The sequence below is a fragment of the Pseudomonas sp. HP_08 genome, from assembly GCF_055284095.1.
The window spans coordinates 62896-88423 of record NZ_JBTOQC010000014.1; the positions used below are offsets into that span (position 1 = coordinate 62896).

The following is a 25528-nucleotide window of genomic DNA, read 5'->3' on the forward strand; positions in this document are numbered from 1 at the left end:
TAAAGGTCTGACCATGGACTTACGCCAACTCCGGCACTTTCTGGCCTTGGCCCGGCACCTCAATTTCACCCGCGCAGCAGAAGCGGCGTGCATCACCCAGTCGGCGTTCAGCCGCAGTATCCAGGGGCTGGAAAGCGAACTGGGCGGCCCGCTGGTCGAACGCGGCAGCCGTGGCGTGGTGCTGACCGCCAAGGGCGAAGCGCTGCGCACCCGCGCCAGTCGTTTGCTCGACGACGCCAGCACCCTGCGCGATGAGATGGCCGCCAGCGCAGACCTCGCGGCCCCCAGCCGCCTGAGTTTCGGCGTCGGCCCGCTGGTGGCGGCGCGTCTGGTACCTGAGGCGCTGGCGGTGTTTGTCGGCGACTTTGCGCAAACCGCGCTGGATGTGCGGGTCGATAAACCTTCGCACCTGCTGGCGCTGCTCGATGAGGGCGACATCAGCTTTCTGGTGGCCGACCTGCGGCACATGGAGATTGGCACCCGCTATCTGGTGCAGCCGCTGCGCTTTCGCCGTTTCGGCCTGTTCTGCCGCAGCGGGCACCCGCTGCTCGACGAGCCGGCGCCACGCTTCAGGCAACTGGTGGACTACCCACGGGTAAGCGCCATGCTGCCGCTGGAACTGCGCGACCTGTTGCAAGAGCAGTGGCGCGGGCCGGGACCTGCGCTGAACCTTGAAACCCAATACAACGACCTGCTGCCAAAGCTGGTGGCCGGCTCCGACAGCATTGGCGTGGTGCAACTGGAAGTCATCGACAGCCTGACCCGCTCAGGCGAGTTCCAGCGCCTGCGTTGCCATGACGAGCCGGCCCTGTTGCGCGACGGCGGCGCGTGCTTTGTCATCGTGCAACGCGCCGACCAGCCACTGAGCGCCGAGGCTCGGTTCATGATCGAAGCCTTGCTGGAGATCGACGAGTCAGCGGTTACAGCAGCGGCGTAAAAGCACCGGTTTCAATCCTGCGCTTTGCCATCGGCGTCATAACGTGGCCACGGTGAAGCACTCTGGCGGGCGACGGCCTGTTCGACAAAGCGCGGTTCGACCCATTGGCCGACGTCGACCGGCTTGCGGATCAGGCGCAGCTCGGCCGCCTGGCGCTGGCTGTCCTGCAGGCTGGTAAGCAGAAAATCATCAAGGCGCGGCGAGAAGCGAAAGCGTGGGTCCGAGCCTTTGCTCTCTTCCTGCGCCAGTGCCAGTGGAATACCGCTGCTCTGTTCCTGCTCTACCAGGTAGCGCTGGTAACCGGCCGGGTCGGACAACTGGCCGGCGATGTCGACCAGCGTATTGACCAGCGTCTGCGTGGCCTGTGGATAACGATCGATGAAATCCTGAGTCGCCAGGGTGGTGCCTTGCACCGTGGCCTGCGCCGACAGCGTCTGGGTACTCAGCGCAATTACCATGCCTTTGTCGCGCAGGCTGAGCACATTGAAGTTGGACCATGTGGCGTCGATCTGCCCGGCCAGCAAGGCCGAGGCTGCCGCCGTCCAGTCCATGCTGATCACCTTCAGGTCCTGTTCACGCAAACCGGCCTGCGCCAGCAGACGGCCGAACGAGAGCTGATCGGCAGTGCCGCGATAAAGCCCCACGCGCTTGCCTTTCAGGTCCTCGACCCGGGTGATGTTGGCTTCCGGGCGGCTGGCCAGAAACATGTTGCTGCCCCGCGAGCCCATCAGTACGCGGGTCGGCAAGCCACTGGAGCGGCCGATAATGGCTGCCAGATCACCGAGGCCGACCACATCCAGTTGCCCGTTGGCCAGCGCCTCGTTGATCGCCGGCCCCGCGCCACGGAAAAAATGCCATTCGATGCGCGTGCCGCTGCCGGCAAAGGCTTTTTCCAGTTGCTGCTGGCGTTGCGCGACACCCAGCGCACCGGGCGAGTAAGGCTTGTTGCGGGTGCTGAGGTCCGGTACGCCGATGCGGATGACCTCAGGTGCCTGCCCGGCGTGGGCGGCGCTGATGCTCAGCCAGGCGGCCAGCATCAGCATAACGGTACGCAGGGGACGGGATACGACGGTCATTGGGCGGGTTCCTGCAAAGGATGGGCTGGCGCAGGGCGCTGTTCTTCCAGCACGGCGGCACGGCGCACCCGGCGAATTTCCGGAAAGTAGTCCGACACCGCCAGATGCTGGGTGCTGCGATTATCCCAGATCGCGGCATAGCCGGCCTGCCAGCGCCAGCGCAACTGGAAGGCGGGGTTTTCCAGGTGCTGGAACAACAGCTCCAGCAGCGCCCGCGATTCGGGCGGCGTCAGGCCGGCAATGTGCGAGGTAAAGGCGCGGTTGACGAACAACGCCGGTCGCCCGGACACCGGATGACGGCGCACCACCGGGTGACGGGTCGGTGGCGGCAGGCGCAGCAGGTTGTCCAGCAGGCCCGGCTGCTCCAGCTTGCTGGCGTAGTCCAAAGCCGGAAACACACTGTGAATCGCTTCCAGGCCATCAAGCAGCGTGCGCAGCGGTGCCGACAGCGCCTGATAAGCGGCTTCGGCATCGACCCACAAGGTATCGCCGCCGACCTCGGGAATGGTCTCGGCATGCAGCACGCCGTATTTCAATGGCCGCTCGGCAAAGGTCACGTCGGCATGCCAGGTGTCGTTGGCGCCCTTGCGCGTCTCGTCGTAGTTGAACACCACCAGTTCCTGGGCCTCGGCGTGGGTCTGGAACGTCGGGTGTACATGCAGCTCGCCAAGGCGTGCGGCAAAGTCGCGCTGCTGCAAGGCGCTCCATTGCTGCTCAGGGAAAAACAGCACCTTGTGGCGCACCAGCGCGGCTTCAAGCTGCGCCAGTTGCACCTCGTCGAGGGCGTGCAGCTGGATGCCCGCTATCCGGGCGCCCAGCAACGGGCCCAGGCGGGTGAGGTTGTCGAAAAGATGGTTGTCGCTGGTTGCAGGCTGCACGTGTCGCCCTCACGAATCCGAAAACAGAGGACAACGACTCTAGGCAGGCGATGGCCCGCACGACCAATGCATTGCAGGTATGGGCGCGATGCAGCGCCCGACTTACTTGCCTTCGCCGGCAGGCCGCTCGGTAATCACCTGCGCCAGCCCGTCGGTGCCGCGCCAGCGACGTACCGATTTCTGGAAGAACTGGCTGTTGGGCACCTGCACCAGCGCACCGCCGTGTTCGGGCAGTTCGATCAACGTGGTGAACATCAGGTTGATGGCCGTGACCCGGCCCTTGACCCCTGGCTTGTCGAGGGTGTCGACCAGCTCGACGATGTCACCGATACGAAACGGTCCGATGGTGTAGATCATCACCGCACACAGCAGGTTGGAGAGCACGCTCCACATGGCGAAGAAGGCCACCGCGGCCACGGCGACAAAGCCCGACAGCGCGGTCCACAGCACGGTCGCCGAGACGCCGAGGCGTCCCAGCACGATGACGCAGGCGCTGCCCATGATGAACCAGCGCAGGCCGCCGCGGACCGGCATCAGCAGCTCCGGCGGCAACGGGTAACGCTCACCCAGACGGGTAATGAAGCGTCCCACCAGACGCTGGGCCAGGTAACCCACCAGCAGAATCAACAACACTTGCAGGCCTAACAGGATCGGCTCGACCCAGTGAGACGCCAGCACTAAACCAAACACTTCCATCAACCTCTTGCCTCGTTTACGTTTTCAGAGGCGCCCTCAAGACAATGCCTCCAGCTCGGCCTGCATGGTTTCCAGCACTTCGAGTGCCTCCATCCAGCCCTCTTCCAGCTCGGCCTCGCGCACCTTCAAGCGGGCCTGTTCGGCCAGCAGCTCGCGCAGCTTGTCTTTGCTGGCGGCCTCGTAAATGGCGCTGTCGGCCAGGCCATGTTCGATTTTCGCCAGCTTTTCCTGGACCTCGCCCAGCTCTTTTTCCAGCTTGTCGGCCTGGCGCTTGTGCGGTGCCAGTTGCTGACGCAGGGCCGCCGCCTGCTGACGCTGAGCCTTTTTATCGGTCTTGTCGGCATTGACCGGCGTGTTGCTGACCGGCGCATGGCGCAGACGGTAGTCGGCCAGCCAGCGGGTGTAGTCTTCCAGGTCGCCATCGAAGGTTTCGACCCGGCCATCGGCGACCAGCAAAAAGTCGTCGGTGGTGCTCTTGAGCAAGTGCCGATCGTGAGACACCACCAGCACCGCGCCGCTGAATTCCTGCAGGGCCATGGTCAGCGCCAGGCGCATTTCCAGGTCCAGGTGGTTGGTCGGTTCGTCGAGCAGCAACAGGTTGGGCTTTTCCCAGGCAATCAGCGCCAGCGCCAGACGGGCCTTTTCGCCACCGGAGAAATTCAGCACCGGCTCGTCGAGCCGCGCACCCCGGAAGTCGAAACCGCCGAGAAAATCGCGCAGGGTCTGTTCGCGCTCGGTCGGCGCCAGACGCTGCAAGTGCAGCAACGGCGTGGCCTTGGCGTCCAGCGAATCGAGCTGGTGCTGGGCAAAGTAGCCGACCGAGAGGTTTTCACCGCGCTGCAGGCGCCCGCTGATGGGCGCAAGCTCGCCGGCCAGGTTCTTGATCAGCGTCGACTTGCCTGCGCCGTTGGGGCCGAGCAGGCCGATGCGCGCACCGGGCACCAGTTGCAGCTTGACCTTCTCCAGGATGACCTTGTCGCCATAGCCCAGGCGCGCGTCGGACACGTCCAGCAGCGGCCGCGACAGTTTGTCCGACTCACGGAAAACGAAGTTGAACGGCGAGTCGACATGGGCGGCCGACAGCTCTTCCATGCGCTCCAGCGCCTTGATACGGCTCTGCGCCTGACGCGCCTTGGTGGCCTGGGCCTTGAAGCGTGCGATGTATTTTTCCATGTGCGCACGCTGCACCTGTTGCTTCTCGTAGGCCTGCTGCTGCTGGGCCAGACGTTCGGCACGGGCGCGTTCGAAGGCGCTGTAGCCGCCGCGATACAAGGTGATCTTGCGCTGTTCGACATGGGCGATGTGATCGACCACCGCATCGAGAAAATCACGGTCGTGGGAGATCAGCAGCAACGTGCCCGGGTAACCCTTGAGCCAGTCTTCAAGCCACAGGATGGCGTCGAGGTCCAAGTGGTTGGTCGGTTCGTCGAGCAGCAACAGGTCGGAGGGGCACATCAGCGCCTGCGCCAGGTTCAGGCGCATGCGCCAGCCCCCGGAGAAGCTGCCAACCGGCCGTTCCATCTGTTCATTGCTGAAGCCAAGCCCGGCCAGCAGCTTGCGCGCGCGGGCATCGGCGGTGTAGCCGTCGGCGCTGTCGAACTCGGCGTGCAGGCGCGCCAGCGCGGTGCCGTCGTGGGCCGCTTCGGCGTCGACCAGCTGGCGCTGGACATCGCGCAGCAGCAGGTCGCCGTCGAGCACATAGTCGACGGCCAGGCGTTCGAGGGTTTCGATTTCCTGACGCATGTGCGCGATGCGCCAGTCGGCAGGCAAATGGCAATCGCCGGAATCGGGGCTCAGCTCGCCACGCAATAAAGCGAAGAGGCTGGATTTACCGGCGCCATTGGCACCGATCAGACCGGCTTTCTGGCCGGCGTGCAGGGTCAACTCAGCGTTTTCTAGCAGACGCTGAGGGCCACGCTGTAAGGTAAGGTCTTGAATTCGAATCATGATGGCGGCGGAGTCTACCAGCTTCGTCCCGGACGGGGTTGACCACTATGCCTGTTGATCTATGGAGTTTCACCCTCGATTTCTATGCACGGCCCGGTATCGAGCAAGCGTGCCTGCGGCTTCAGGCCCAGGGTGCCGATGTCTGCGTGGTGCTGGTGGGCGTGTGGCTGGCGCATCGCGGGGTGCGCTGCGACACGGCACGACTGGCGGCAATTGCCGCGACGGCCAGTACCTGGCAAGCGCAAGTGATCGGGCCTTTACGCGCCCTGCGGGTGCAATGGCGTCAGGCGGCCGCAGGCGATAGCGCGCTGGCTGCACTGCGCGGGCAGGTCAAGGCACTGGAGCTACAGGCGGAGCGGACGTTGCTGGAAAGGTTGCAGGCAGTGGCCGGGGATTGGCCGCAAGAGCAGGAACACCAGGTGCAGGCCTGGCTTGAAGGGCTGGCGGCGAAGGCCGGTCAGCAGGACCGCGACGCACTGCAGGTGCTGTGCGACGCGGCCCACATGACACTCAGACAGGCTTAGGAAGCGCTGCCTGGCGTCACATCGCCAGTGGCCGAAGGCGCAGCAGCCGGCGTGGTTGCCGGTGTGCTGGCCGGCTGAGCGGCGGGTGCTGCTGGCGCTGTGGTCTCGGCCTTGGCAGCCACAGGCTTGGCGGCAGCTTTGGCAGCAGCTGGCGCTTTGGCAGGCTTGGCAGCGGCGGCTTTGGCTGGAGCTTTGGCGGCAGCCGGTTTGGCAGCAGCGGTTTTGGCCGGGGCTTTGGCGGCAGCCGGCTTGGCAGCGGCGGCTTTGACCGGCGCTTTTTCAGCGGCAGGCTTGGCGGCAGCGGTTTTGGCTGGAGCTTTGGCAGCAGCCGGTTTGGCCACTGCGGCTTTGGCCGGGGCTTTCTCGGCAACAGGTTTGGCAGCCGCTGTCTTGGCAGGCGCTTTAGCGGCAGCCGGCTTGGCAGCAGCGGCTTTGACCGGCGCTTTTTCAGCTACAGGCTTGGCGGCAGCGGTTTTGGCCGGGGCCTTGGCGGCGGCAGGCTTGGCAGCGGCGGCTTTGGCGGGCGCCTTGGTCGCTACAGGTTTGGCAGCGGCTTTTTCAGCCGGGGCAGCAGCTTTGGCAGCGGGCTTGGCAGCAGCCTTGCTCGCGGCAGGCTTGGCGGCACGGGTGGTCAGCGCCTTGCCGACCGCTTCTTTTACGCGGCCAACGCCTTGGGCAAGCTTCAGGCTTTCCTGAACATCACGCTTGAGTTGCTGGATGTAAGTGCGCGTTTCGGTCTGGCGATCTTTCAAGGCATCCAGCAGCTCTTCGAGCTCATCAACGGCGGCCTTGCCCTTGGCTTGTGCCTTAGCTTTACCGGCGGTGGCTGCGTCCTGCACTTTGGTGCGCGACTTGTGCAGTTTTTCCTGGGCCTTGACCCGTTGTTTTTCCAGCTTGGCGAGCAGTTTCTCGGCATCAGCCAAAGCGGTGGAGCAGGCGTCTTCCAGATGGTCGAGCAAGCTGCCCGATAATTGTTGGAGCAGATGCAGTGGAGTGGTTACTGGCTTCTTGTTGGCCGACATGACTTACCTCCGGGATGGCGAAATAGCGGCTCATACTAGACCTCTGCCTGCAGCGCCGCTAGGGCTGTTGACAGCATTACGGGCCCGCTGTTGCAGGGCGCCGGCAATGATTGATCAGCGTTTGTGCAGCGCCTGCAAAATTTCACCTGCGCGGGCATCTCCGCAAGCCGGTTGGTACTGGCATAATTGCAGCCTTCTCAGGCTGGAGAGCATCCATGTCGCGCTACCTGTTAACGTCGTTATTGTTTGTGCTGCCGCTGGCACAAGCTGCCGAAAGTCCGGCATCCAACGACTCTCATGACCTGGCTTACAGCCTGGGTGCAAGCCTGGGTGAGCGCATGCGCCAGGAAGTGCCGGACCTGGATCTGAACGCTTTGGTCGACGGCCTGAAACAGGCTTATCAGAACAAGCCACTGGCGCTCAAACAGGCGCGTATCGATAAGATTCTGGCCGATCACGACGCGGCGATGGCGCAAGCCGAAGCCGCCGGCACTGACTCGCAGACTGAAGCTGCGCTGAGTGCGGAGCGGCGTTTCATGGACAGCGAAAAAGCCAAGCCTGGGGTCAAGGTACTGGCCGATGGCATCCTGATGACCGAACTGGTCGCCGGCCACGGTCCCAAGCCCGATGCCAATGGCCGGGTCGAAGTGCGTTATGTCGGGCACCTGCCTGACGGCACGGTGTTCGACCAGAGCACCCAGCCGCAATGGTTTCGCCTGGACAGCGTGATCAGTGGCTGGACCACCGCCCTGCAGGACATGCCGACCGGGGCCAAGTGGCGCTTGGTGATTCCATCGGCACAAGCCTACGGCGCCGAGGGTGCGGGCGACCTGATCGACCCGTTCACGCCGCTGGTGTTCGAGATCGAACTGGTCTCTGTTTCGCAGTAATGCAGCCGCTGGCAGGCCGGCAACAAAAAAGGGTGCTTTCGCACCCTTTTTCATAGGTTATTGCCGTCAGGCCTGAACGCTGGCCTGTTCCTTGTGCGAGGTATGCAGCACCTCGATCAGGCAGTCCTCGAGTTCGAAGCGCTCGTGCAGCAGCCCGCCCAAGGTTTTGAACTCACTGGCGCAATCGGCAGAAGAGTCACCGTGATCGCAATGATCGTTGAACGCCAGGGCCAGTTGCGTAAGCGCTTCCAGGCGCGGAATGAGCGTATCGGCCAGCTCCAGCCCGCGCTCGTCGTTGAAGGCCTTGGCCTCGTTGCTCAGTTGTTCATAGACTTCGAAATGCCCCGCCGACACGTAGTCGACCAGCAATTGGCAAAACGTCTGTTTGGCTTTGCGATCCCTCAGGGACTCGGGCGTGCCGCCCAGCACATCATAGGCCTGGATCAGTTCATGGCGATTCTGAAGCCAACGATCGATCAGCAGATTGACCCCACCCCAGCGTTCCTGAGCATTCTGACAACTTTCCAGCATGATGATCTCTCTTCCCTTCAGGGGGCATGCAGTCCTGTACCGGCATCAAGTCGTACCCGATCTGTGTAAACCGAGCCTGAATGAGCGTCATGACAAAAGACTTGAATTGACGCGTGCGAGCCAGATTATGCCCGCAGGATAAGGCCATCAAGCTAAGTGGTCGAGAAAGTTCATACAAGCGTTTGATCGTCGCGCCCTATCTTGCGGCGCATTTGCACCAGCAACGGGTACAGCGCCAGCAGGATCAGACCGACAAAAGCCAGCAAACTCCACTCCGGCAGGCTGATCCCGAAAAGCGACCAGTTGATCTCGGCGCACCGGGTCAGTTCGTCAATCAGGTGCTCGCCCCAGGCCGGTAACAGCAGCAGGTCGGCCCCATGCCCGAGGCGTGCGGTGAGTGAATCCAGTTGCTCGGGCGTGGAGGTTTGCAAGCCGATATGGGCACCCGCCAGGCCGGCGCCGAACAGCGCCATGACCAGCAATCCTGCGGCATAGCGTGGCGAGCCCCGCCTCGATGGGCCATGCAGCGCAGCTACCAGACAGATCAGGCCGCAGACGACCATCAGGGCGCGCTGCCACTGGCACAACAGGCAAGGGATCAGACCGTAGGTGTATTGCAGATAGGCCGCCGCGCCGACGGATATTGCACAGGCGATAAACGCCAGAAGGAACAGGAAGCGCGTGCGGGCCAGATGCATGACAAATCCGTAACAAGAAACGAAGGTGGTTACGGTAGAGGAAAGCGCACAGGCCTTTCAAGGCAACAACTTGCCGACGTATTGACAGAAAAGTATGGAAACAAACACACATGAATCAGGCTTTATTACCTTTTCATGTAGGAATTATCCGAATAAAGACATTTTGCCGCAGGCCCCTGCGGCAGAAAATGCACGGTTCGCGCAAGAGTGGCTTGCGCGAACCGCCGTCTCAGGCGCGGGTCAATGCCGGCAGGGGACTTGCCAGGAAACGCTCGTCGAGCATGCCCAGGCCTTGCTGGAACAGCTGATTGCTGCGTTCGGTCTCACCCAGTTGAGCGAGCAAGCGTGCAAGCTCTGCGCAGGTTTCCGGGTTGGGTTGCAGGCGCAGGCTGCTTTCGAGGTAATCGCGTGCCTTGCCCCACAACCGACCTTGCAGGCAGATGCGGCCCAGGGTCAGCAACAGGCTTGGATCCTTGGGGTGCTGCTTGAGCCAGCCTTCTGCAGCCTGCAATTGCTTGCTGTTGTCACTGCCGTGCACCAGCCCGTAGAGACGCGCCAGATGACTGTCGTAGTCGCGTTTGAGCGCGGTGCGCAGCACTTCCTCGGCCTGGGCATGGGCGTTGAGGCGGCGCAATTGCTCGGCATACGCCAACACCAGTGCGGGTTCCTGGCGCTGCGCCGAGGTCAATGCTTTCCAGGCCTTGTCGAGTGAGGCCAGGCCGGTGCTGGCGCCTTCCTCTTCGGCTTCACGCCAGGCCGACAGGCTGAGGTTCTCGCCCCAGGCACGGCGTTCCAGCTCGGCCAGTTCCGCAGGCGGCAGCACCTTGTCCTTGCGCAGTTCCGGCATCAGGCGGATCAGTTCTGGCCAGTCGCCGCGCAACTGATACAGGCGCTGCAACTGGCGCAATACCTGAGGATTGTGGCGGTGGCTTTCCTGCATGGCCTGCAATGTCACCAGTGCCGCATCGGTGTCGCCACGGTCCTGCTGCAACTGTGCGTGGGTCAGGGCAATCGCCAGCTCCGCGTGCGGCTGGCGCTGCAATGCGCGCTCCAGCAGGTTGTCGCTGTCTTCGTAACGGCCCTGCTCGTTGGCTGCGCGCGCCGCCCCGAGGTAATACAGCAGCGGCTGCGGATCGGCTTCGGCGGCGCGATGCAGATGGCGCTGCGCGCTGGCCCAGCGGCCCTCGGCAAGGTCCATCTGGCCCTGCTCGATGGCCAGCTGCACACGCCGGTGACGGTTGCGCCGCGACCACGGGTTGACCAGCCCGCCCGAGGTGGTCAGCAGGCCGATCACCAGGCGTACGATCAGCAGCACTAGCCAGATCGCCACCAGCAGGCCCAGCGCGGCCCACAGGCTCGATTCAAAACGGAAGCTCTGATACGAGATCAGCACATAGCCGGCATGCTCGGCCATGCCAACGCCGATCAGGGCCGCAACGGCAATGGCAATGAATAGCAGAACATAGAAGCGCTTCATGGGCTGGTGCCCCGCTGCGTCTGGGTGGATTGCGTTTCGGCTGGCGGCGCGGCGTGGCGGCGCTCCAGATAAGCCTGCACCGCGCTGAGGCTTTGCGCCAGGTCAGGCGTCATGACCGACACCGGCTGACTGACCAGCGCATCGAGACGCTCGGCGATCACCTTGCTCTGCGGGTTGTCCTTGTTGAAATTGGAGCCCAGCACGCCACGGGCTTCTTCGATGGCCTTGGCATAAATCTGCGGCTCGCCGTTAAGCGCCGCCCACTGCGCCTGTTCCAGTGCCAGGGTCAAAGCCAGGCGCACCTGCGCCAGGCTCTGGCCAGCCAGTACCGGACGGATGTCCTTGTCGGCGCTGAAGTCGATGCGGATGTAGTGCGAGATCTGCTCCCACCAGCGCGACCAGTAGCTGTCTTCAGTCTTGTCCGAGGTCAGGCCGAGCAACGAACCGCCCTTGTCTTCGTATTCGGGGGCCAGCGCGTTGAGCTGCACGACCTGCTCGCGCAGGGCCGCCAGTTGCAGGAACAGGCCGGTGCGGTCGGGTTGTTCGATGCTGTGCAAGGCGGCCAGGCTCTTGGCCAGTTGCTCGCGGGCGGCAAAGGCGCCAGGATCGTCCTGCTCGCGCAGAATTTCATCGGCGCCCTGAACCAGCGCGCGGGCGCTGTTGATGTCCTGCAGGGCCGACAGGCGCAGGCTGGCCAGACGCAGCAGGTGCTCGGCTTCGGCCAGGCGCCAGTCCTTGCGGCTGGCACCCAGCACGCCCTCCAGGCGCTGGCTCAGGCGCTGCTGGTCACCCTGCAGTTGCGCCACCAGCCGGCGGCTGTCTTCAAGCTGATCGGCCGGCGGAAATTGCGCCAGGCGTGCGGTCAGTTGCTGGTCGTTGCGGGTCAGCGCCAGGGTCTGCTCGGCAATGTCCTGCACTTCATTGCGCTGTTGCAGGTGGCCGGCCTGCAGCATGCGCAGTTGCCACACGCCCCAGCCGGCCACGCCGACGCCTGCAATACCCAGCAACAAGGCGACGACCGCCAGGCCGCTGGTTCGGTTGCCCGGGCGCTCGGGGCGCTTGGGTTCGGGCGTTACGGTCGATGGTTTCACCACCGACTCTTCGTCTTTGGGCAAGGCTGTTTCGCTCACGTATCCGTCCTTTGCAATGGGTGTCGCCGGCAGCAACACTTCGTCGATCAACAGGCGGGCGTTGCCCGCAAAGCCTCCAGCAAGGCCGTGGTACTGGCACCACGACAATCAACAACCATCCGGGCGCCGGCGTCATGCGCCAACTGTGCGACCCGCGGGCTGGGTACGAACAACGGCAGCCCGGCCAATTGTGGCCAGTGCTCACCCGCCATTCGCAGCAGATGCTCAAGACCCTGCCCACTGCTGACCACCAGCCCGTTCAAGCGTTCCCCCTCGACCCGCTGCAACAGCGCCTGTGGCGGGTAATCGGGCAGATAACGGCGGTAAAGCGGCAAGTACTCGACCCCCACGCCTTGCTCGCGCAAACGCTCGGCCATCCACTCGCGGCCTTCGTCACCGCGCATGATTAACACACGGCTTCCCGGTATGGCGATGGCCTTTTGCAGGTGCGGCAGGTCGAGCAGTGCTTCGCTGTCATCGCCCTGCTGCGGCCAGCTGACATCCTGCAGGCCGTAATCGAGCAGCACCTGGCCGGTGCCGGCACCTACGCAGAACCACGCTTGCAGCGGCGGTTGTGGCCAGATTTCATCGAGCAATTCCAGGCCCAGCCGGGCAGCGGGCTTGCTGACCACGATCACTGCCTGAAAACTCATCAGTTCAAAGATCATCGAGCGCTGCGCATCGTTCAATGGCAACGGCTCAGTGGCCAGCAGCGGCAGGCTGCTGGTGAAAATACCGGCCTGGGCCAGCACCTGAGCCACGGCCGCCGATTCCTCGGCAGGACGCGTCAGCAACAGGCGCCAGGCACTCATTGGTCAGTCGCCTCGCCATAAATCGCCTGCAGAATCTGCCCGGCGCCCTGGGTCAGCAGGTCTTCGGCCACTTGCACGCCCAACGCCTGGGCGGCGTCGCGCGAGGCTCGGGCCTCGGCACGCAGCAACAGGCCGCCGCTCGGCTCGCCGACCATGCCGCGCAGCCACAGCTGCTCGCCTTCAAGCACGGCGTAGCAGGCAATCGGCACCTGGCAGCCACCATTGAGGTGACGGTTGAGCGCCCGCTCGGCCGTGACCCGCATCGCCGTGTCGGCGTGGTGCAGGGGCGCGAGCAAGGCATGGATATCGGCGTCCAGCGTGCGGCATTCGATGCCCACCGCGCCCTGGCCTCCGGCTGGCAGGCTGTTTTCGATCGAGAGGCTGGCGGTGATGCGCGCCTCAAAGCCCAGGCGGATCAGCCCGGCGGCGGCAAGAATGATCGCGTCGTACTCACCGGCATCGAGCTTGGCCAGGCGAGTGTTCACATTGCCGCGCAGAAAACGGATTTGCAGGTCGGGTCGCAGCGCCAGCAGTTGCGCCTGACGGCGCAGGCTGGAGGTGCCGACGACACTGCCGAGGGGCAGTTCATCAAGGCTGGCAAAATGGTTGGAGACAAAGGCGTCACGCGGGTCTTCGCGCTCGCAGATGCAGAACAGGCCCAGACCTTCGGGGAAGTCCATGGGCACATCTTTCATGGAGTGAACGGCGATATCGGCTTCATTTTCCAGCAGCGCGGTTTCTAGCTCCTTGACGAACAGGCCCTTGCCGCCGATTTTCGACAGCGGCGAGTCGAGCAGCTTGTCGCCCTTGCTGACCATGGGCACCAGGGTCACTGCCAGGCCGGGATGGGCCTGCTCAAGCCGGGCCTTGACGTATTCGGCCTGCCAGAGGGCCAGTGCGCTCTTGCGGGTCGCAATGCGGATTTCGCGAGTGGACATGGATCAATCCGTACAGGGTAAAGACTGCCGATGATAACAGCTCGGCTGCGGGCGCTTCAGTGCCGCCTGCAAAGTCCGGAACCGGACATGACGCCCGTCAATGAAGACCTGCGCGCTCAGGTGCTGAATGATAATCGCCAGGGCGGCGATCATGCTGTGTTGAAAGCAACGCCTGGTTGCTCATTAACGTCAGGCAGGTCAAACGGACGTCGGGTCGTTCGCCATGCCTGATTCGTAACGGGTCTAGAACTGCTGCATCATTTTGCGCACCCCCGCCACATGGCGACGGCTGACCACCAGGGCGTCGCCGTTAAGGCCCCTGAGGTACAACTGGAAATGCCCCAGGGGCGTACGTTGCAAGCGCTCGATCCGCTCGCGTGCCACCAGAGCATTGCGGTGGATACGCACGAAACGGTCGCCGAACTCGTCCTCCAGTGCCTTGAGCGGCTCATCGAGCAACACTTCGCCACCCTCGTGACGCAGGGTCACGTACTTGTGGTCGGCAATGAAGAAGATCACCTGATCCAGCGGGATCAGCTCGATGCCCTTGCGAGTCCGCGCACTGATATGAGTGCGCGGGCCGTTGCCACTTTCGGCAGCAGGACGGGTCATGGCGGCCAACTGCACGCGATTGGGTCGCTCGGCCTTTTTCAGGGCCTCGGACAAATGCTCGGAGCGTACCGGCTTGACCAGATAACCCACCGCGCTGACCTGAAAGGCTTCCAGGGCAAATTCATCGTGCGCGGTGCAGAAAACAACGGCGGGCGGGGTTTCGCGCTCGCACAGTCTGGCAGCGACCTGCAGGCCGTCGAGGCCTGGCATACGGATGTCGAGCAGGACGATGTCCGGCTTGTGGCTTTCAATCAGCGCCAGGGCTTCTTCGCCATTGGAGGCACTGGGTTCCAAAACCCGATAGCCCTCGATTTCACCGACAAGGCGGCTTAATCGTTCCCGGGCCAGGGGTTCGTCATCAACGATCAGGACATTCATATTGCTTTGGCTTCCTGCGTGAGTCTCGCACAAGGATAGCGTAGACAGGTGTAGTGACGACCGTCACGGCGCTCCACGCTCAGACTGGCATGCGGACCAAAAAGTGCCGTAATGCGCGCACCTATGTTCAACAAGGCCTGTTGAGTGCCGTTGGACGTCTGCCGCGGGGCAACTTCGTCATAAGGATTGCTGACACACAATATGAACTCTCCCCCTTCATAATCTGCCTCGACCCGCACCACCCCGCCTTCAATGCGTGGAGCGATGCCATAGGTCAAAGCGTTTTCAAGCAATGGCTGCAAGGTTAGCTGGGGAATCGGCAAGTCATCGGCAATTGTGCTTACCACCCAGTCCAACTGTAGACGCTCCCCGAGACGATATTGTTCGATCGACAAATATCGTTTGGCCAATGCCAGCTCTTCGCGCCAGGTCACCAGCGTTCCGGGCCTGGCCAGACTGGCGCGGAACAGGTCGGAAAGGTCCAGCACCGCCTGCTCGGCCTTGACCGGGTCGCTGGCGACAAGGCTGGCAATACTGTTAAGGGTGTTGAACAGGAAATGCGGCCGGATCCGCGCCTGAAGCGCTTCGATCCTGGCGCGCAACTCGGCCTGCTGTTGCTTGCGCCACTGACTCTGCAGATAAAAGTAGCGCAACATCAGTGCCGACATGATCAAGGCAATCACGCAATAGCGAATATAACGCTCGACCATTCCCTCGAGCGAAATCGGGCTGGATAACTGACAGACATCGGTCACCGCCGTACACAGCAGGGTCAGGCCCATCACCATCAGGCACCCCAGCAACCCGGCAAGCCCCGCCGGCAGGCGCGCCAGCCAGGGACGCAAGCCGCACAGCAGGGCCGCCGAGAGCAGCACGATCCACTGCACGAACATTGACATCAAGGCCAGGCGCTGCCACGCAAAGGCCTCGGGCATGGGCTCGACCAGCACCAGCGCCAGCACCAGCAGTTCGGCAAGCACCACCAGCACCAGCAAGGCTTGGGGCAGGCACAGCTCGGGCAGGAAAAAGTCCTGTTCGGCAGCAGATTTTTCGGTTTTGGCGGTCATGGATGTGTTGATGGCTGTGCCCTCGCATTTGGCTCAGTCTCGTCCTGGCAGTTGAGCTCGGCAAGCCGTGAAAGGATAAAAAAACCTCACCCTGCTATCATCGTCGCTCCTTATGCCCGAACTTCCTTTCACGTAGAGCAACGAGCGAAATCATGAGCACCGACAAGACCAACCAGTCCTGGGGCGGCCGTTTCAGTGAGCCCGTCGACGCCTTCGTCGCGCGCTTCACCGCCTCCGTCAACTTCGACCAGCGCCTGTACCGTCATGACATCATGGGCTCCATCGCCCATGCCACCATGCTGGCCAAGGTCGGCGTACTGACCGATGCCGAACGCGACACCATCATCGACGGCCTGAAGACCATTCAGGGCGAAATCGAAGCGGGTCAGTTCGAGTGGCGCATCGATCTTGAAGACGTGCACATGAACATCGAAGCTCGCCTGACCGATCGCATCGGCATCACCGGCAAGAAACTGCACACCGGGCGTAGCCGCAACGATCAGGTCGCCACTGACATCCGTCTGTGGCTGCGTGACGAAATCGACGTGATCCTCGCTGAAATCACCCGTTTGCAGCAAGGTTTGCTGGAGCAGGCCGAGCGCGAAGCCGAAACCATCATGCCGGGTTTCACCCACTTGCAGACGGCTCAGCCGGTCACCTTCGGCCACCATCTACTGGCCTGGTTCGAAATGCTCAGCCGCGATTACGAGCGCCTGGTCGACTGCCGCAAGCGCGCCAACCGCATGCCACTGGGCAGCGCTGCGCTGGCCGGCACCACTTACCCGATCGATCGCGAGCTGACCTGCCAGTTGCTGGGTTTCGAAGCCGTGGGCGGCAACTCGCTGGACGGTGTGTCGGATCGCGACTTTGCCATCGAATTCTGCGCGGCGGCCTCGATTGCCATGATGCACCTGTCGCGCTTCTCCGAAGAGCTGGTGCTGTGGACCAGCGCCCAGTTCCAGTTCATCGACCTGCCGGACCGCTTCTGCACCGGCAGCTCGATCATGCCGCAAAAGAAAAACCCTGACGTGCCAGAGCTGGTGCGCGGCAAGAGCGGCCGTGTATTCGGCGCCCTGACCGGCCTGTTGACCCTGATGAAGGGCCAGCCGCTGGCCTACAACAAGGACAACCAGGAAGACAAGGAGCCGTTGTTCGACGCCGCCGACACCCTGCGCGACTCGTTGCGTGCCTTTGCCGACATGATCCCGGCGATCAAGCCGCGCCACGCGATCATGCGTGAAGCGGCGCTGCGCGGTTTCTCTACCGCCACCGACCTGGCCGACTACCTGGTGCGTCGTGGCCTGCCGTTCCGTGATTGCCACGAAATCGTCGGCCATGCCGTGAAATACGGCGTCGACAGTGGCAAGGACCTGGCTGAAATGAGCCTGGAAGAACTGCGCCGCTTCAGCGACCAGATCGAGCAGGACGTGTTTGCCGTGTTGACCCTGGAAGGCTCGGTCAATGCCCGTAACCACATCGGTGGCACCGCGCCGGCGCAAGTCCGCGCCGCCGTGGTCCGTGGTCAGCAATTGCTCGCCAGCCGCTGACCTACCCCGCCTGGCGCGCCACTGCCTGCACGCGCGCCAGAAACCTCGGCCAGTCCGCTTCTCTGGCCGCCGCGACGTGCTGGACATCGGGCCTTTGCGCCAGATGCTCCAGCAAGGCCCGCGCCCCGGGCACCTGCCCCAGCAAGTCCAGACCAAACAGGTGCTCGCCCACGCGCTGCGCCAGGTCGACGCTGTAAAGAAAGTAGATATCCGCCACGGTGAACTGCTCTCCCGCCACATACGGCGCAAAGCGACCGCGCTGGGCCAGTGCCATAAAGCCCTTGATCAGGTCGCGGCGCGCCTTGGCTTTCAGGTCGGCGGGTGTCGCACGGCCGCCGAAAATGACCTCGACGTAACACAGCCGCGCCGGCAGCTCGATGTACAGCTCTATTTCCTTGGCAAGGGTCCACACCTGAGCGCGCGCGAATGGCTCGGCCGGAACCAGCGGCCTGTCTGGCCGGGTGTCTTCGATGTAACGCAGGATGACATCGGTCTCACTGATGAAACCCTCGGGCGTGCCCAGCACCGGCACCTTGCCCCTCGCACTGATGGCCAGCGCCTCCGGGTTCTGGCAGCCATGCAGCGCCACCGTCTCGAATGGCAACTGCTTCTCCAGCAACGCCAGCTGGACCATGTTGAAATAATTGCTCGCGGCAAATCCGTATAATTTCAGCACTGCACTGTCTCCCTGAATGTCGCGCGTCATGCACAAGAAGCCGCGACTTTATTCATTTTTTCAGGAAAATCAGCAAGTTATGACGGTCTCTCGATATTTTAAGACCTGCCCTACAGCGCTCGTCGATTACGCCTACAGGATGCAGTTAAACTGCAGCCCTTATCTGAGGAAGCACCATGACTGAAGTACTTGATGACAACGAAGAAGAGTTCGCCGCATCGACCTTGATGCAGGCCATCGAAAACCAGCTTGAAAGCGACAATCCGCCTGCTGCCAAGGCGGTCTATAACAAGCTGACACTGGTGGGCTATGAGCACGATGACATTCTTGAGCTGATGGCTCATGTGTTGGCCATCGAGATCGACGCCATGCTCGCTGCCGACCGGCCGTTCGATGGCCAGTGGTACGAAACGGCGCTGCGCGCGCTGCCGGAACTGCCGCCAGAAAATTGAGTGCCATCGCCAGCACAGGGACAATAATCCGGTCTACACTGCGGATGCCCCGCTGCCACGATTTTACGAGGGGCCCGCGCCCGGACGGGCATCCACCAATAAAAGTCTGGAGCACCTATGTCTTACACCCCTGAGCTGGTTGCCGAACTGGAAATCCTTGCCCTGTTCAACCTGGACAACACCCTCGAAGGCCTGAAAGTCCACCATGTGGCAGCGCCCAGCGCGATCGCCGCAGCCCAACGCCTGCATGACAAAGGCCTGACAAGCCAGGTCGACGGCGGCTATCTGACCAGCCTGGGGCTGGAAGCCGCCCGCCATGCCCAAGCGTTGCTGACCGTCCTGAAAACGGTTCGCCAGGCGGCCTGACTCCAGGCCTGTCGTGCATCGGACCCGGGGCCGGATGATAAAAAACATGCCTGGCCCCCTTCACTTGCCCATACACAAACTGATACAAAGCCGATACAAGTCCTGACGTCAATTTCCCGGTGCTGCCCGTGCTGCGCCATGCTTGCCGCTCTCTGCGCCAACAGGCTGTGGAGAAACGGCACGTGCTTTCAATGACGCCGTCAATTAAAGCCTGCCACTGCGGTGTTGAACGTTGCGATGACGCCTCCTTTCGAAATCCGTCCCGATCTGGACGAAGGCATCGACCGCAAGGTTCTTGGCCAGCTACGCAACCGCTTTCTGAAGCTCAACGATGGACGACTGGCCCGTGCCCGCGAAGGCCTGTCGCCCCGTCAGCAAAGTGTCCTGACCCTGTTGCCGCTGCTGTTTCATGTCAACCATCCGCTCTTGCCAGGTTATGTGTCCGGCAGCACGCCAGCCGGTGTTTCCAATTACGAACCTGGCCCTCAGGTGTTGGCCGAAGCGCAGCGCCTGACCCGTTCTTTCTCGCACAAGACGCGCCATGGCCATGCACCGCAGCCGATCCATGGCCTGTTTCTGATGGGCAGCCTCGGGACTCTGGCCCAGGCCGATCAGAGCGACATGGACGTCTGGGTCTGTCACGACAGCGAGCTTTCAGCCGAAGCCATCGCCGAGTTACGCAAGAAATGCCAGGCGCTGGAAGCCTGGGCCGACACCCAAGGTGCCGAAGCGCACTTCTTTCTGATCGACCCGCAACGTTTTCGCGTCGGTGATCGCGACACGCAACTGAGCTCCGACGATTGCGGTACCGCGCAGCATTACCTGCTGCTCGACGAGTTTTATCGCACCGCCCTGTGGCTGGCGGGGCGTACACCGGTGTGGTGGCTGGTGCCGGCCTACGAAGAGCCGCGCTATGACGAGTACACCCATACGCTGTTGTCCAAGCGTTTCATCCGCGCCGATGAGGTACTCGACCTGGGCAACATGGCGCACATCCCGCCGGGCGAGTTCGTCGGTGCCGGGCTCTGGCAGTTGTTCAAAGGCATTGATTCACCGTACAAGTCGGCACTCAAGCTGTTGCTGATCGAGGTCTACGCCAGCGAACACCCGAATGTTCAATGCTTGAGCCTGCGCTACAAGCAGGCGGTGTTTACCCATCATCAGCCGGACCTGGATGAGCTGGACCCGTACATGGTGGTGTACCGGCGTATCGAGGAACATTTGCTGGCGCGCAACGAGCACGAACGCCTGGAGCTGGTGCGCCGCAGCCTGTACCTGAAGGTCAACAAGAAGCTGACCGGGCGCCAGCGCAGCACCGGCTGGCAGCGCCAGTTGATGGAGCGCCTGACCGCCGAATGGGGTTGGGACGAGCGCCAGCTGGCCCTGCTCGACAGCCGCAGCCAATGGAAAGTCCGTCAGGTGAGCCACGAGCGCCGCGCGCTGGTCAACGAGCTGAACTACAGCTATCGCTTCCTGACCCAACTGGCACGTACGCAGAAAACCGCCAACTCGATCAATGCCCGGGACATGAGCATTCTCGGCCGGCGCCTGTATGCGGCCTTCGAGCGCAAGGCCGGCAAGGTCGAGTTCATCAACCCCGGTATTGCCCCAGATCTTGCCGAAGACACCCTGACCCTGGTGCATTCGCCGAACAAGCGCGAGCCGGGCAAGCATCAGTGGAGCCTGTACAACGGCAGCCTGAAAGCGCATGAGTGGCCAGCGTTCACGCCCATCAAACGCAGCCGTGAATTGCTTGAACTGCTGGCTTGGTGTCACCGTAACCAGGTCATCGACAGCAGCACGCGCCTGGCCCTGCACCCCGGCACCAGCGATTTGAGCGAGATTGAACTGTTCAACCTGACCGGCGCCCTGCAACAGAGCTTTGCCCTGCCGTTGCCGGCCGTCAGTGATGAACAACTGCTCGAGCCCAGCGTGCCCAGAGAGATCCTGCTGCTGGTCAACGTCGGGCTTGATCCGTTGCGTCATCACCGCGACCTGAACATCCTGATGACCACCGAGCGCACCGACTCGCTGAGCTATGCGGGCGCCCGCGAGAATCTGGTCCTGACCCTGGACCAGATCACGCTCAATAGCTGGAATGAAACCCTGGTCAGCCGCTACGACGGCCCGCATGCCCTGCTCGATTGCCTGGTCGACCTGCTCGGCAGCCTGCCCGAAGGTCAGGTCCAGCCACGCATCAGGGTCAGTTGCTTCTGCCACAACCGCGCTCAGGCCATTGCCCTGCGTGTCGAGGAAATCGTCGACACGGCCCGCTTGCTGCTGGCACGGCGGCTGAATCATCGCTACCTGATTCAGGTGCAGCAGCAGTACCACGTGCTGGAATTGCTGCTGGAGCAGATCACGCCTGTGGTCATCAACAGCCTGTCCGGCCTGTTCGCCTATCTGGGCGAGCATTTGCCCTGCTACAGCCCGTTGCACCTGGACCCGCAGGCACTGGACGACCATGACCTGCCGCTGATTCTTGCGCACGGCCAGCCCGAGTGCATTCAGGTGTTCTACCGCGTCGTCGAGGCGTCCGCCGACCTCTATGTACTCGATGAGCACAATGCGCTGTGGCATCAGAACCTGCCTTGGCATGACGAACAGAGCCTCTTGCAACCCTTGCAGCGTTTTTTCCAGTCGCTGATCTATCGACGCGGCGCTTCATTGCCGCTGGATAATCCGCAGGAGCCGGTGGCGCTGGAAGTGTTGTATTACCAAGTGTTGCCATCAGGAGGCAATCGCGCCCGCAGCATCGAGCCGCGACCGGCGCCCATGGCGACAGACCGGGCTTTTTATGATGTGCAGGCCATTTTCGAAGAAGCGGCCCCAGAACAGGTGACCGTCACGCTGTACTGCGACAACCGTGAGTTTTCCGAGCTGGAATACGGTGAGCAGCTGTATACGGTGGTCGCCCGGCAGATTCTGGCCCGGCGCAATGAAGCCGAGCGTTATCGCTGTTACATCACCGATCTTGACCTGTCAGGCCTGAACGATGACGGGCATGGGCAGAGCATTCTCTACCTGCACCACAAGACCCGTCTGGAAAAGCGCCTTAACGACGCGATGCACGAAGCCTTGTAGGGTTGCTGCAAGGCGTCATGGCTGCGACGCATCACGCTTGCGTTGTTCGGCCGCGCTACAGATCTGGCGACGGCGTTCGTCGTCGGCCGAGCGCCATTCGCGGATGTCTTCGACATGACGAAAACAGCCGGTGCAGACCTTCTCGTCATCCAGCCGGCACAGGCTGACGCAGGGAGAGCGCACGGCTGAACTGACGTTGCTGTACAGCGGTTTGGGCGGGCGTGGTGCGGCGGTTGCGGTCACGAATCAGATCTCGTCGAAGTCCAGCTCTACGCCGGCCTGTTCAAGGGTGATGCGCGCCAGCATTTCGCTGAGCAGCTCGTCGCTGGTGTCGCAGACCCAGCGGCTGTCCTGCTCGTCGTAGTCGAAGTGGAAGCCACCCGACTTTGCCGCCAGCCACAGCTGGCGCAGCGGCTCCTGGCGGCTGAAGATGATCTGCGAGCCGTTCTCGAACTTGACGGTCAGCACACCGGCCGAATTTTCCAGGTCAAGGTCCAGGCCGCTCTCGTCAAAAATGTCTTCCAGATTCTCCTGAGTTGCATCGACCAGGTCGTGAAAGCGGGCTTCGGTCAAACTCATTGTCATGAACCTCGGGAAAATGGACGGATATCACATGTCGCGCACGATACGGGCGCAGGCGGGCAAATGCAAAGCCGGATACGAGGCGTCAAAAATCGGCAAACGGCTCGTTACCGGCAGACAATCGCGTCAAAGCCCCGCCAGACGGAAAGGTCACCGCATAGGCAAGCCGCCGGGTGGCCGGTATACTCGGCCGCAATCAAAGCTTATACAAAGGATTTCGCCATGAAGCGCCTGATCTCTTCGCTTGCTGCGCTCCTCGCGGTTGCCTGCCTCGTCACCGCCTGTGGGCAAAAAGGCCCGCTGTACCTCCCTGACGACAGCAAGTCTTCCGACGAACAAGCCCCATCGCACTCGCACAAGCATTCTTAAGGGTACTCCATGGACGCTTTCAACTACCGCGACGGTGAGCTGTTCGCGGAGGGCGTGGCCTTGTCTGCCATTGCCGAACGTTTCGGCACGCCCACCTATGTCTACTCGCGCGCCCATATCGAGGCGCAATATCGCGCTTACGCTGACGCCCTGAGCGGCATGCCGCACCTGGTGTGTTTCGCCGTCAAGGCCAACTCCAACCTGGGCGTGCTCAACGTTCTGGCGCGTCTGGGCGCAGGCTTCGATATCGTTTCGCGCGGTGAGCTGGAGCGCGTTCTGGCAGCGGGCGGTCAGGCTGACCGCATCGTCTTTTCCGGTGTCGGCAAGACCCGCGAAGACATGCGCCGCGCCCTGGAAGTGGGCGTGCACTGCTTCAACGTCGAGTCCACCGACGAGCTTGAGCGTCTGCAAGTGGTGGCCGCCGAGCTGGGCGTTCGCGCACCGGTGTCGCTGCGGGTCAACCCGGACGTGGATGCCGGCACCCATCCGTACATCTCCACGGGCCTTAAGGAAAACAAGTTCGGCATCGCCATCAGCGACGCCGAAGACGTCTATGTTCGCGCCTCGCAGTTGCCGAACCTTGACGTGGTCGGCGTCGATTGCCATATCGGCTCGCAGCTGACCACGCTGGAACCGTTCATCGATGCACTGGACCGCCTGCTGGATCTGGTCGATCGCCTTGGCGATTGCGGCATCCACTTGCGCCATATCGATCTGGGCGGCGGTCTGGGCGTGCGTTATCGCGATGAAGAGCCGCCGCTGGCCGGCGATTACATCAAGGCAGTGCGCGAGCGCCTGGATGGCCGCGATCTGGCTCTGGTGTTCGAGCCGGGCCGCTTCATCGTCGCCAATGCCGGCGTGCTGCTGACCCAGGTCGAGTACCTCAAGCACACCGAGCACAAGGATTTCGCCATCGTCGATGCGGCGATGAACGACCTGATCCGCCCGGCGCTGTACCAGGCCTGGATGGATGTCACGGCGGTACGCCCGCGTGACGGTGCCGCGCGCACCTACGACATCGTCGGTCCGATCTGCGAAACCGGCGATTTCCTGGCCAAGAACCGCGAGCTGGCGCTGGCCGAAGGCGATCTGCTGGCCGTTCATTCGGCCGGTGCCTATGGTTTCGTCATGAGCTCGAACTACAACACCCGTGGTCGCGCCGCTGAAGTACTGGTCGATGGCAGCGACGTTTTCGAAGTGCGTCGTCGGGAAACCCTGAGCGAGCTGTTTGCCGGCGAAAGCCTGCTGCCGGAGTGATCCCATGCTGCTGCGTTTTACCAAGATGCACGGGCTGGGCAATGACTTCATGGTTCTGGACCTGGTCAGCCAGCACGCGCACATCTTGCCCAAGCACGCCAAACAGTGGGGTGACCGGCACACCGGCATCGGCTTCGACCAGCTGTTGATCGTCGAGGCGCCGAGCAATCCGGACGTGGATTTCCGTTACCGGATCTTCAATTCCGACGGCTCCGAAGTCGAGCAGTGCGGCAATGGTGCGCGCTGCTTCGCCCGTTTCGTGCTGGACAAGCGCCTGACCACCAAGCGCTTGATCCGCGTCGAAACCAAGAGCGGCATCATCGAGCTGGATGTGCGCAACGACGGGCAGATCTGCGTAGACATGGGGCCGCCACGGCTGGTGCCGGAGCAGATCCCGTTCCAGGCGGCGCAACAGGCGATCAGCTATGATCTGGACGTCGACGGCCAGACCGTTGCGCTGGCAGCGGTGTCGATGGGCAATCCGCACGCGGTACTGCGTGTAGACGACATCAACAACGCCCCGGTGCATGAACTGGGCGCGAAAATCGAACATCACCCGCGCTTTCCGGCACGGGTCAACGTGGGGTTTCTGCACGTTGTCGATCGCCAGCGCGCGCAACTGCGCGTCTGGGAACGCGGTGCCGGCGAAACCCAGGCCTGCGGCACGGGCGCCTGTGCGGCGGCTGTCGCGGCCATCAGCCAGGGCTGGATGGACTCGCCGGTATTGATCGATCTGCCGGGCGGGCGCCTGTCCATCGAATGGGCGGGCCCCGGCCAGCCGGTGTTGATGACAGGGCCTGCGGTGCGGGTCTACGAGGGCCAGGTTCGTCTATGAGTGAGCAAATGCGATGACCGATCAGCCTCCTGCTTCAAGCCTGCAAGGCGAAGCGCCAATCAATGGCGCAACGCACGACCCGGAAGCAGAGGCGGTCATCGCCTTTCTGCTGCATCACCCGGAATTCTTCGCCGAACACGACGAACTGCTGGTGGCGATGCGCATTCCTCACCAGCGCGGCGACAGCGTCTCGCTGGTCGAGCGCCAGCTCAAGCTGCTGCGTGAACGCAACATCGAGATGCGCCATCGTCTGTCGCAATTGATGGATGTAGCCCGCGACAACGACCGCCTGTTCGAGAAAACCCGCCGCCTGAACCTGGCGCTGATGGACGCCGGCAGTCTCGACGAACTGGTCATCGCTGTCGAAGACAGCCTGCGCCATGACTTTCAGGTGCCGTTCGTCAGCTTGATCCTGTTCGGCGACAACAGCATGCCGGTCGGCCGCTGGGCCAGCAGCAGCGAAGCGCAGACCGCCATTGGCGGCCTGATGGGCGAAAAGGCCGTGTGTGGCGCATTGCGCGAGCACGAGCTGGCGTTTCTGTTTGGCGCCGAACAGAGCAAGCAGGTCGGCTCTACCGCGCTGGTGACCCTCAATCATCAGGGTTTGCTCGGCGTGCTGGCGATCGGCAGCCGCGATCCCCAGCATTACAAGAGTTCGGTCGGCACCCTGTTTCTAAGCTACATCGCCGATGTGCTCAGCCGCCTGCTGCCGCGCCTGACCCACTCGCTGCGCTCGGTACGCTGAGC

27 protein-coding genes are annotated in these 25528 nt (G+C 62.6%); 11 read left to right on the top strand and 16 right to left on the bottom strand.

The annotated features are described in order from the left end of the window. Nucleotides 1-13 precede the first annotated feature (13 nt). Nucleotides 14-937, top strand: coding sequence for a LysR family transcriptional regulator (locus tag ACYAS9_RS14995; protein WP_463569092.1), 924 nt, complete (start codon nucleotides 14-16; stop codon nucleotides 935-937). An 11-nt stretch (nucleotides 938-948) separates the two neighbouring features. On the opposite strand, the gene ACYAS9_RS15000 is transcribed toward ACYAS9_RS14995, so the two are convergent. The 4 genes from ACYAS9_RS15000 to ACYAS9_RS15015 all read right to left on the bottom strand — a co-directional run bounded on the left by ACYAS9_RS15000 (nucleotide 949) and on the right by ACYAS9_RS15015 (nucleotide 5534). Then, the gene (locus ACYAS9_RS15000; protein ID WP_463569093.1) at nucleotides 949-2013 is read right to left on the bottom strand and encodes an ABC transporter substrate-binding protein; all 1065 of its coding nucleotides are present in this window, start codon (nucleotides 2011-2013) and stop codon (nucleotides 949-951) included. Next, nucleotides 2010-2891: a TauD/TfdA family dioxygenase gene (locus ACYAS9_RS15005; protein WP_463569094.1), complete on the bottom strand. Its 882-nt coding sequence runs from the start codon at nucleotides 2889-2891 to the stop codon at nucleotides 2010-2012. The genes ACYAS9_RS15000 and ACYAS9_RS15005 overlap by 4 nt, the downstream gene beginning before the upstream one ends. 102 nt (nucleotides 2892-2993) lie before the next feature. After that, nucleotides 2994-3587 (bottom strand): mechanosensitive ion channel domain-containing protein, encoded by a 594-nt coding sequence (locus tag ACYAS9_RS15010; protein ID WP_463569095.1) that lies wholly within the window; start codon nucleotides 3585-3587, stop codon nucleotides 2994-2996. A gap of 36 nt (nucleotides 3588-3623) precedes the next feature. Continuing rightward, entirely contained in the window at nucleotides 3624-5534 is a 1911-nt protein-coding gene (locus ACYAS9_RS15015; RefSeq protein WP_463569096.1) for an ATP-binding cassette domain-containing protein, read from the bottom strand. Nucleotides 5535-5581: 47 nt separating this feature from the next. On the opposite strand from ACYAS9_RS15015, the gene ACYAS9_RS15020 reads away from it, so the two are divergent. Beyond that, nucleotides 5582-6058, top strand: coding sequence for a TIGR02444 family protein (locus ACYAS9_RS15020; protein WP_463569097.1), 477 nt, complete (start codon nucleotides 5582-5584; stop codon nucleotides 6056-6058). On the opposite strand, the gene ACYAS9_RS15025 is transcribed toward ACYAS9_RS15020, so the two are convergent. Then, entirely contained in the window at nucleotides 6055-7080 is a 1026-nt protein-coding gene (locus tag ACYAS9_RS15025) for an AlgP family protein (RefSeq protein ID WP_463569098.1), read from the bottom strand. The two genes, ACYAS9_RS15020 and ACYAS9_RS15025, sit on opposite strands and share 4 nt — an antisense overlap. A 215-nt stretch (nucleotides 7081-7295) precedes the next feature. Here ACYAS9_RS15025 and ACYAS9_RS15030 point away from each other — a divergent pair, with 215 nt between their 5' ends. After that, entirely contained in the window at nucleotides 7296-7970 is a 675-nt protein-coding gene (locus tag ACYAS9_RS15030; protein ID WP_463569099.1) for an FKBP-type peptidyl-prolyl cis-trans isomerase, read from the top strand. A gap of 66 nt (nucleotides 7971-8036) precedes the next feature. On the opposite strand, the gene rsd is transcribed toward ACYAS9_RS15030, so the two are convergent. The 8 genes from rsd to ACYAS9_RS15070 all read right to left on the bottom strand — a co-directional run bounded on the left by rsd (nucleotide 8037) and on the right by ACYAS9_RS15070 (nucleotide 15613). Then, nucleotides 8037-8501, bottom strand: a complete 465-nt coding sequence (gene rsd, locus ACYAS9_RS15035; protein ID WP_463569100.1) for a sigma D regulator — start codon at nucleotides 8499-8501, stop codon at nucleotides 8037-8039. A gap of 170 nt (nucleotides 8502-8671) precedes the next feature. Then, the gene (locus ACYAS9_RS15040; RefSeq protein WP_463569101.1) at nucleotides 8672-9199 is read right to left on the bottom strand and encodes a disulfide bond formation protein B; all 528 of its coding nucleotides are present in this window, start codon (nucleotides 9197-9199) and stop codon (nucleotides 8672-8674) included. Between the two features lie 229 nt (nucleotides 9200-9428). After that, nucleotides 9429-10676 carry a heme biosynthesis HemY N-terminal domain-containing protein gene (locus ACYAS9_RS15045; protein ID WP_463569102.1) on the bottom strand — a complete coding sequence of 416 codons (1248 nt, stop codon included), beginning with the start codon at nucleotides 10674-10676 and terminating at the stop codon, nucleotides 9429-9431. Beyond that, nucleotides 10673-11806, bottom strand: coding sequence for a uroporphyrinogen-III C-methyltransferase (locus ACYAS9_RS15050; RefSeq protein WP_463569103.1), 1134 nt, complete (start codon nucleotides 11804-11806; stop codon nucleotides 10673-10675). The genes ACYAS9_RS15045 and ACYAS9_RS15050 overlap by 4 nt, the downstream gene beginning before the upstream one ends. 47 nt (nucleotides 11807-11853) lie before the next feature. Further along, nucleotides 11854-12618 (bottom strand): uroporphyrinogen-III synthase, encoded by a 765-nt coding sequence (locus ACYAS9_RS15055; RefSeq protein WP_463569104.1) that lies wholly within the window; start codon nucleotides 12616-12618, stop codon nucleotides 11854-11856. Then, nucleotides 12615-13556, bottom strand: a complete 942-nt coding sequence (gene hemC / locus ACYAS9_RS15060; protein WP_463569105.1) for a hydroxymethylbilane synthase — start codon at nucleotides 13554-13556, stop codon at nucleotides 12615-12617. The genes ACYAS9_RS15055 and hemC overlap by 4 nt, the downstream gene beginning before the upstream one ends. Nucleotides 13557-13799: 243 nt before the next feature. Next, complete coding sequence (locus tag ACYAS9_RS15065; protein ID WP_463569106.1) at nucleotides 13800-14546, bottom strand: LytR/AlgR family response regulator transcription factor; 747 nt, start codon at nucleotides 14544-14546, stop codon at nucleotides 13800-13802. Further along, nucleotides 14543-15613, bottom strand: a complete 1071-nt coding sequence (locus ACYAS9_RS15070; protein ID WP_463569107.1) for a sensor histidine kinase — start codon at nucleotides 15611-15613, stop codon at nucleotides 14543-14545. The genes ACYAS9_RS15065 and ACYAS9_RS15070 overlap by 4 nt, the downstream gene beginning before the upstream one ends. A gap of 152 nt (nucleotides 15614-15765) precedes the next feature. On the opposite strand from ACYAS9_RS15070, the gene argH reads away from it, so the two are divergent. Next, the gene (gene argH, locus ACYAS9_RS15075) at nucleotides 15766-17160 is read left to right on the top strand and encodes an argininosuccinate lyase (protein WP_463569108.1); all 1395 of its coding nucleotides are present in this window, start codon (nucleotides 15766-15768) and stop codon (nucleotides 17158-17160) included. 1 nt (nucleotide 17161) lies between these two features. Here argH and ACYAS9_RS15080 read toward each other — a convergent pair whose 3' ends face one another. Then, nucleotides 17162-17836: a glutathione S-transferase family protein gene (locus ACYAS9_RS15080; RefSeq protein WP_463569109.1), complete on the bottom strand. Its 675-nt coding sequence runs from the start codon at nucleotides 17834-17836 to the stop codon at nucleotides 17162-17164. Nucleotides 17837-18012: 176 nt separating this feature from the next. Here ACYAS9_RS15080 and ACYAS9_RS15085 point away from each other — a divergent pair, with 176 nt between their 5' ends. From ACYAS9_RS15085 to ACYAS9_RS15095, 3 genes are all read left to right on the top strand, one after another. Next, nucleotides 18013-18288, top strand: a complete 276-nt coding sequence (locus tag ACYAS9_RS15085) for a hypothetical protein (RefSeq protein WP_463569110.1) — start codon at nucleotides 18013-18015, stop codon at nucleotides 18286-18288. A 117-nt stretch (nucleotides 18289-18405) separates the two neighbouring features. Next, entirely contained in the window at nucleotides 18406-18654 is a 249-nt protein-coding gene (locus ACYAS9_RS15090; RefSeq protein ID WP_463569111.1) for a TIGR02647 family protein, read from the top strand. A 237-nt stretch (nucleotides 18655-18891) separates the two neighbouring features. Beyond that, complete coding sequence (locus tag ACYAS9_RS15095) at nucleotides 18892-21738, top strand: class I adenylate cyclase (protein ID WP_463569112.1); 2847 nt, start codon at nucleotides 18892-18894, stop codon at nucleotides 21736-21738. 15 nt (nucleotides 21739-21753) lie between these two features. Here the strand turns inward: ACYAS9_RS15095 and ACYAS9_RS15100 are convergent, their stop codons facing one another. Next, nucleotides 21754-21981 (bottom strand): DUF1289 domain-containing protein, encoded by a 228-nt coding sequence (locus ACYAS9_RS15100; RefSeq protein ID WP_463569113.1) that lies wholly within the window; start codon nucleotides 21979-21981, stop codon nucleotides 21754-21756. Nucleotides 21982-21984: 3 nt separating this feature from the next. After that, nucleotides 21985-22317, bottom strand: coding sequence for an iron donor protein CyaY (gene cyaY, locus ACYAS9_RS15105; RefSeq protein WP_463569114.1), 333 nt, complete (start codon nucleotides 22315-22317; stop codon nucleotides 21985-21987). Nucleotides 22318-22542: 225 nt separating this feature from the next. Here cyaY and lptM point away from each other — a divergent pair, with 225 nt between their 5' ends. Genes lptM through ACYAS9_RS15125 form a run of 4 tightly spaced genes read left to right on the top strand, consistent with a single transcriptional unit; the run spans nucleotide 22543 to nucleotide 25526 of the window. Beyond that, complete coding sequence (lptM, locus tag ACYAS9_RS15110; protein ID WP_463569115.1) at nucleotides 22543-22689, top strand: LPS translocon maturation chaperone LptM; 147 nt, start codon at nucleotides 22543-22545, stop codon at nucleotides 22687-22689. 9 nt (nucleotides 22690-22698) lie between these two features. Continuing rightward, entirely contained in the window at nucleotides 22699-23946 is a 1248-nt protein-coding gene (gene lysA / locus ACYAS9_RS15115; protein WP_463569116.1) for a diaminopimelate decarboxylase, read from the top strand. Between the two features lie 4 nt (nucleotides 23947-23950). Beyond that, on the top strand, nucleotides 23951-24781 hold the full coding sequence (gene dapF / locus ACYAS9_RS15120) for a diaminopimelate epimerase (protein ID WP_463569117.1): 831 nt from the start codon (nucleotides 23951-23953) through the stop codon (nucleotides 24779-24781). 13 nt (nucleotides 24782-24794) lie between these two features. Continuing rightward, nucleotides 24795-25526: a DUF484 family protein gene (locus ACYAS9_RS15125; protein WP_463569118.1), complete on the top strand. Its 732-nt coding sequence runs from the start codon at nucleotides 24795-24797 to the stop codon at nucleotides 25524-25526. Nucleotides 25527-25528: the final 2 nt, after the last annotated feature.

Excerpts from the sequence above, each read along its gene's own strand:
- lysA (WP_463569116.1), top strand. The coding sequence starts at position 22,699 with ATGGACGCTTTCAACTACCGCGACGGTGAGCTGTTCGCGGAGGGCGTG.
- ACYAS9_RS15040 (WP_463569101.1), bottom strand. The coding sequence starts at position 9,199 with ATGCATCTGGCCCGCACGCGCTTCCTGTTCCTTCTGGCGTTTATCGCC.
- dapF (WP_463569117.1), top strand. The coding sequence starts at position 23,951 with ATGCTGCTGCGTTTTACCAAGATGCACGGGCTGGGCAATGACTTCATG.
- hemC (WP_463569105.1), bottom strand. The coding sequence starts at position 13,556 with ATGTCCACTCGCGAAATCCGCATTGCGACCCGCAAGAGCGCACTGGCC.
- rsd (WP_463569100.1), bottom strand. The coding sequence starts at position 8,501 with ATGCTGGAAAGTTGTCAGAATGCTCAGGAACGCTGGGGTGGGGTCAAT.
- argH (WP_463569108.1), top strand. The coding sequence starts at position 15,766 with ATGAGCACCGACAAGACCAACCAGTCCTGGGGCGGCCGTTTCAGTGAG.
- ACYAS9_RS15025 (WP_463569098.1), bottom strand. The coding sequence starts at position 7,080 with ATGTCGGCCAACAAGAAGCCAGTAACCACTCCACTGCATCTGCTCCAA.
- ACYAS9_RS15090 (WP_463569111.1), top strand. The coding sequence starts at position 18,406 with ATGTCTTACACCCCTGAGCTGGTTGCCGAACTGGAAATCCTTGCCCTG.
- ACYAS9_RS15030 (WP_463569099.1), top strand. The coding sequence starts at position 7,296 with ATGTCGCGCTACCTGTTAACGTCGTTATTGTTTGTGCTGCCGCTGGCA.
- lptM (WP_463569115.1), top strand. The coding sequence starts at position 22,543 with ATGAAGCGCCTGATCTCTTCGCTTGCTGCGCTCCTCGCGGTTGCCTGC.
- ACYAS9_RS15055 (WP_463569104.1), bottom strand. The coding sequence starts at position 12,618 with ATGAGTGCCTGGCGCCTGTTGCTGACGCGTCCTGCCGAGGAATCGGCG.
- ACYAS9_RS14995 (WP_463569092.1), top strand. The coding sequence starts at position 14 with ATGGACTTACGCCAACTCCGGCACTTTCTGGCCTTGGCCCGGCACCTC.
- ACYAS9_RS15020 (WP_463569097.1), top strand. The coding sequence starts at position 5,582 with ATGCCTGTTGATCTATGGAGTTTCACCCTCGATTTCTATGCACGGCCC.
- ACYAS9_RS15085 (WP_463569110.1), top strand. The coding sequence starts at position 18,013 with ATGACTGAAGTACTTGATGACAACGAAGAAGAGTTCGCCGCATCGACC.
- ACYAS9_RS15015 (WP_463569096.1), bottom strand. The coding sequence starts at position 5,534 with ATGATTCGAATTCAAGACCTTACCTTACAGCGTGGCCCTCAGCGTCTG.
- cyaY (WP_463569114.1), bottom strand. The coding sequence starts at position 22,317 with ATGAGTTTGACCGAAGCCCGCTTTCACGACCTGGTCGATGCAACTCAG.
- ACYAS9_RS15070 (WP_463569107.1), bottom strand. The coding sequence starts at position 15,613 with ATGACCGCCAAAACCGAAAAATCTGCTGCCGAACAGGACTTTTTCCTG.
- ACYAS9_RS15000 (WP_463569093.1), bottom strand. The coding sequence starts at position 2,013 with ATGACCGTCGTATCCCGTCCCCTGCGTACCGTTATGCTGATGCTGGCC.
- ACYAS9_RS15095 (WP_463569112.1), top strand. The coding sequence starts at position 18,892 with ATGACGCCTCCTTTCGAAATCCGTCCCGATCTGGACGAAGGCATCGAC.
- ACYAS9_RS15065 (WP_463569106.1), bottom strand. The coding sequence starts at position 14,546 with ATGAATGTCCTGATCGTTGATGACGAACCCCTGGCCCGGGAACGATTA.
- ACYAS9_RS15045 (WP_463569102.1), bottom strand. The coding sequence starts at position 10,676 with ATGAAGCGCTTCTATGTTCTGCTATTCATTGCCATTGCCGTTGCGGCC.
- ACYAS9_RS15010 (WP_463569095.1), bottom strand. The coding sequence starts at position 3,587 with ATGGAAGTGTTTGGTTTAGTGCTGGCGTCTCACTGGGTCGAGCCGATC.
- ACYAS9_RS15125 (WP_463569118.1), top strand. The coding sequence starts at position 24,795 with ATGACCGATCAGCCTCCTGCTTCAAGCCTGCAAGGCGAAGCGCCAATC.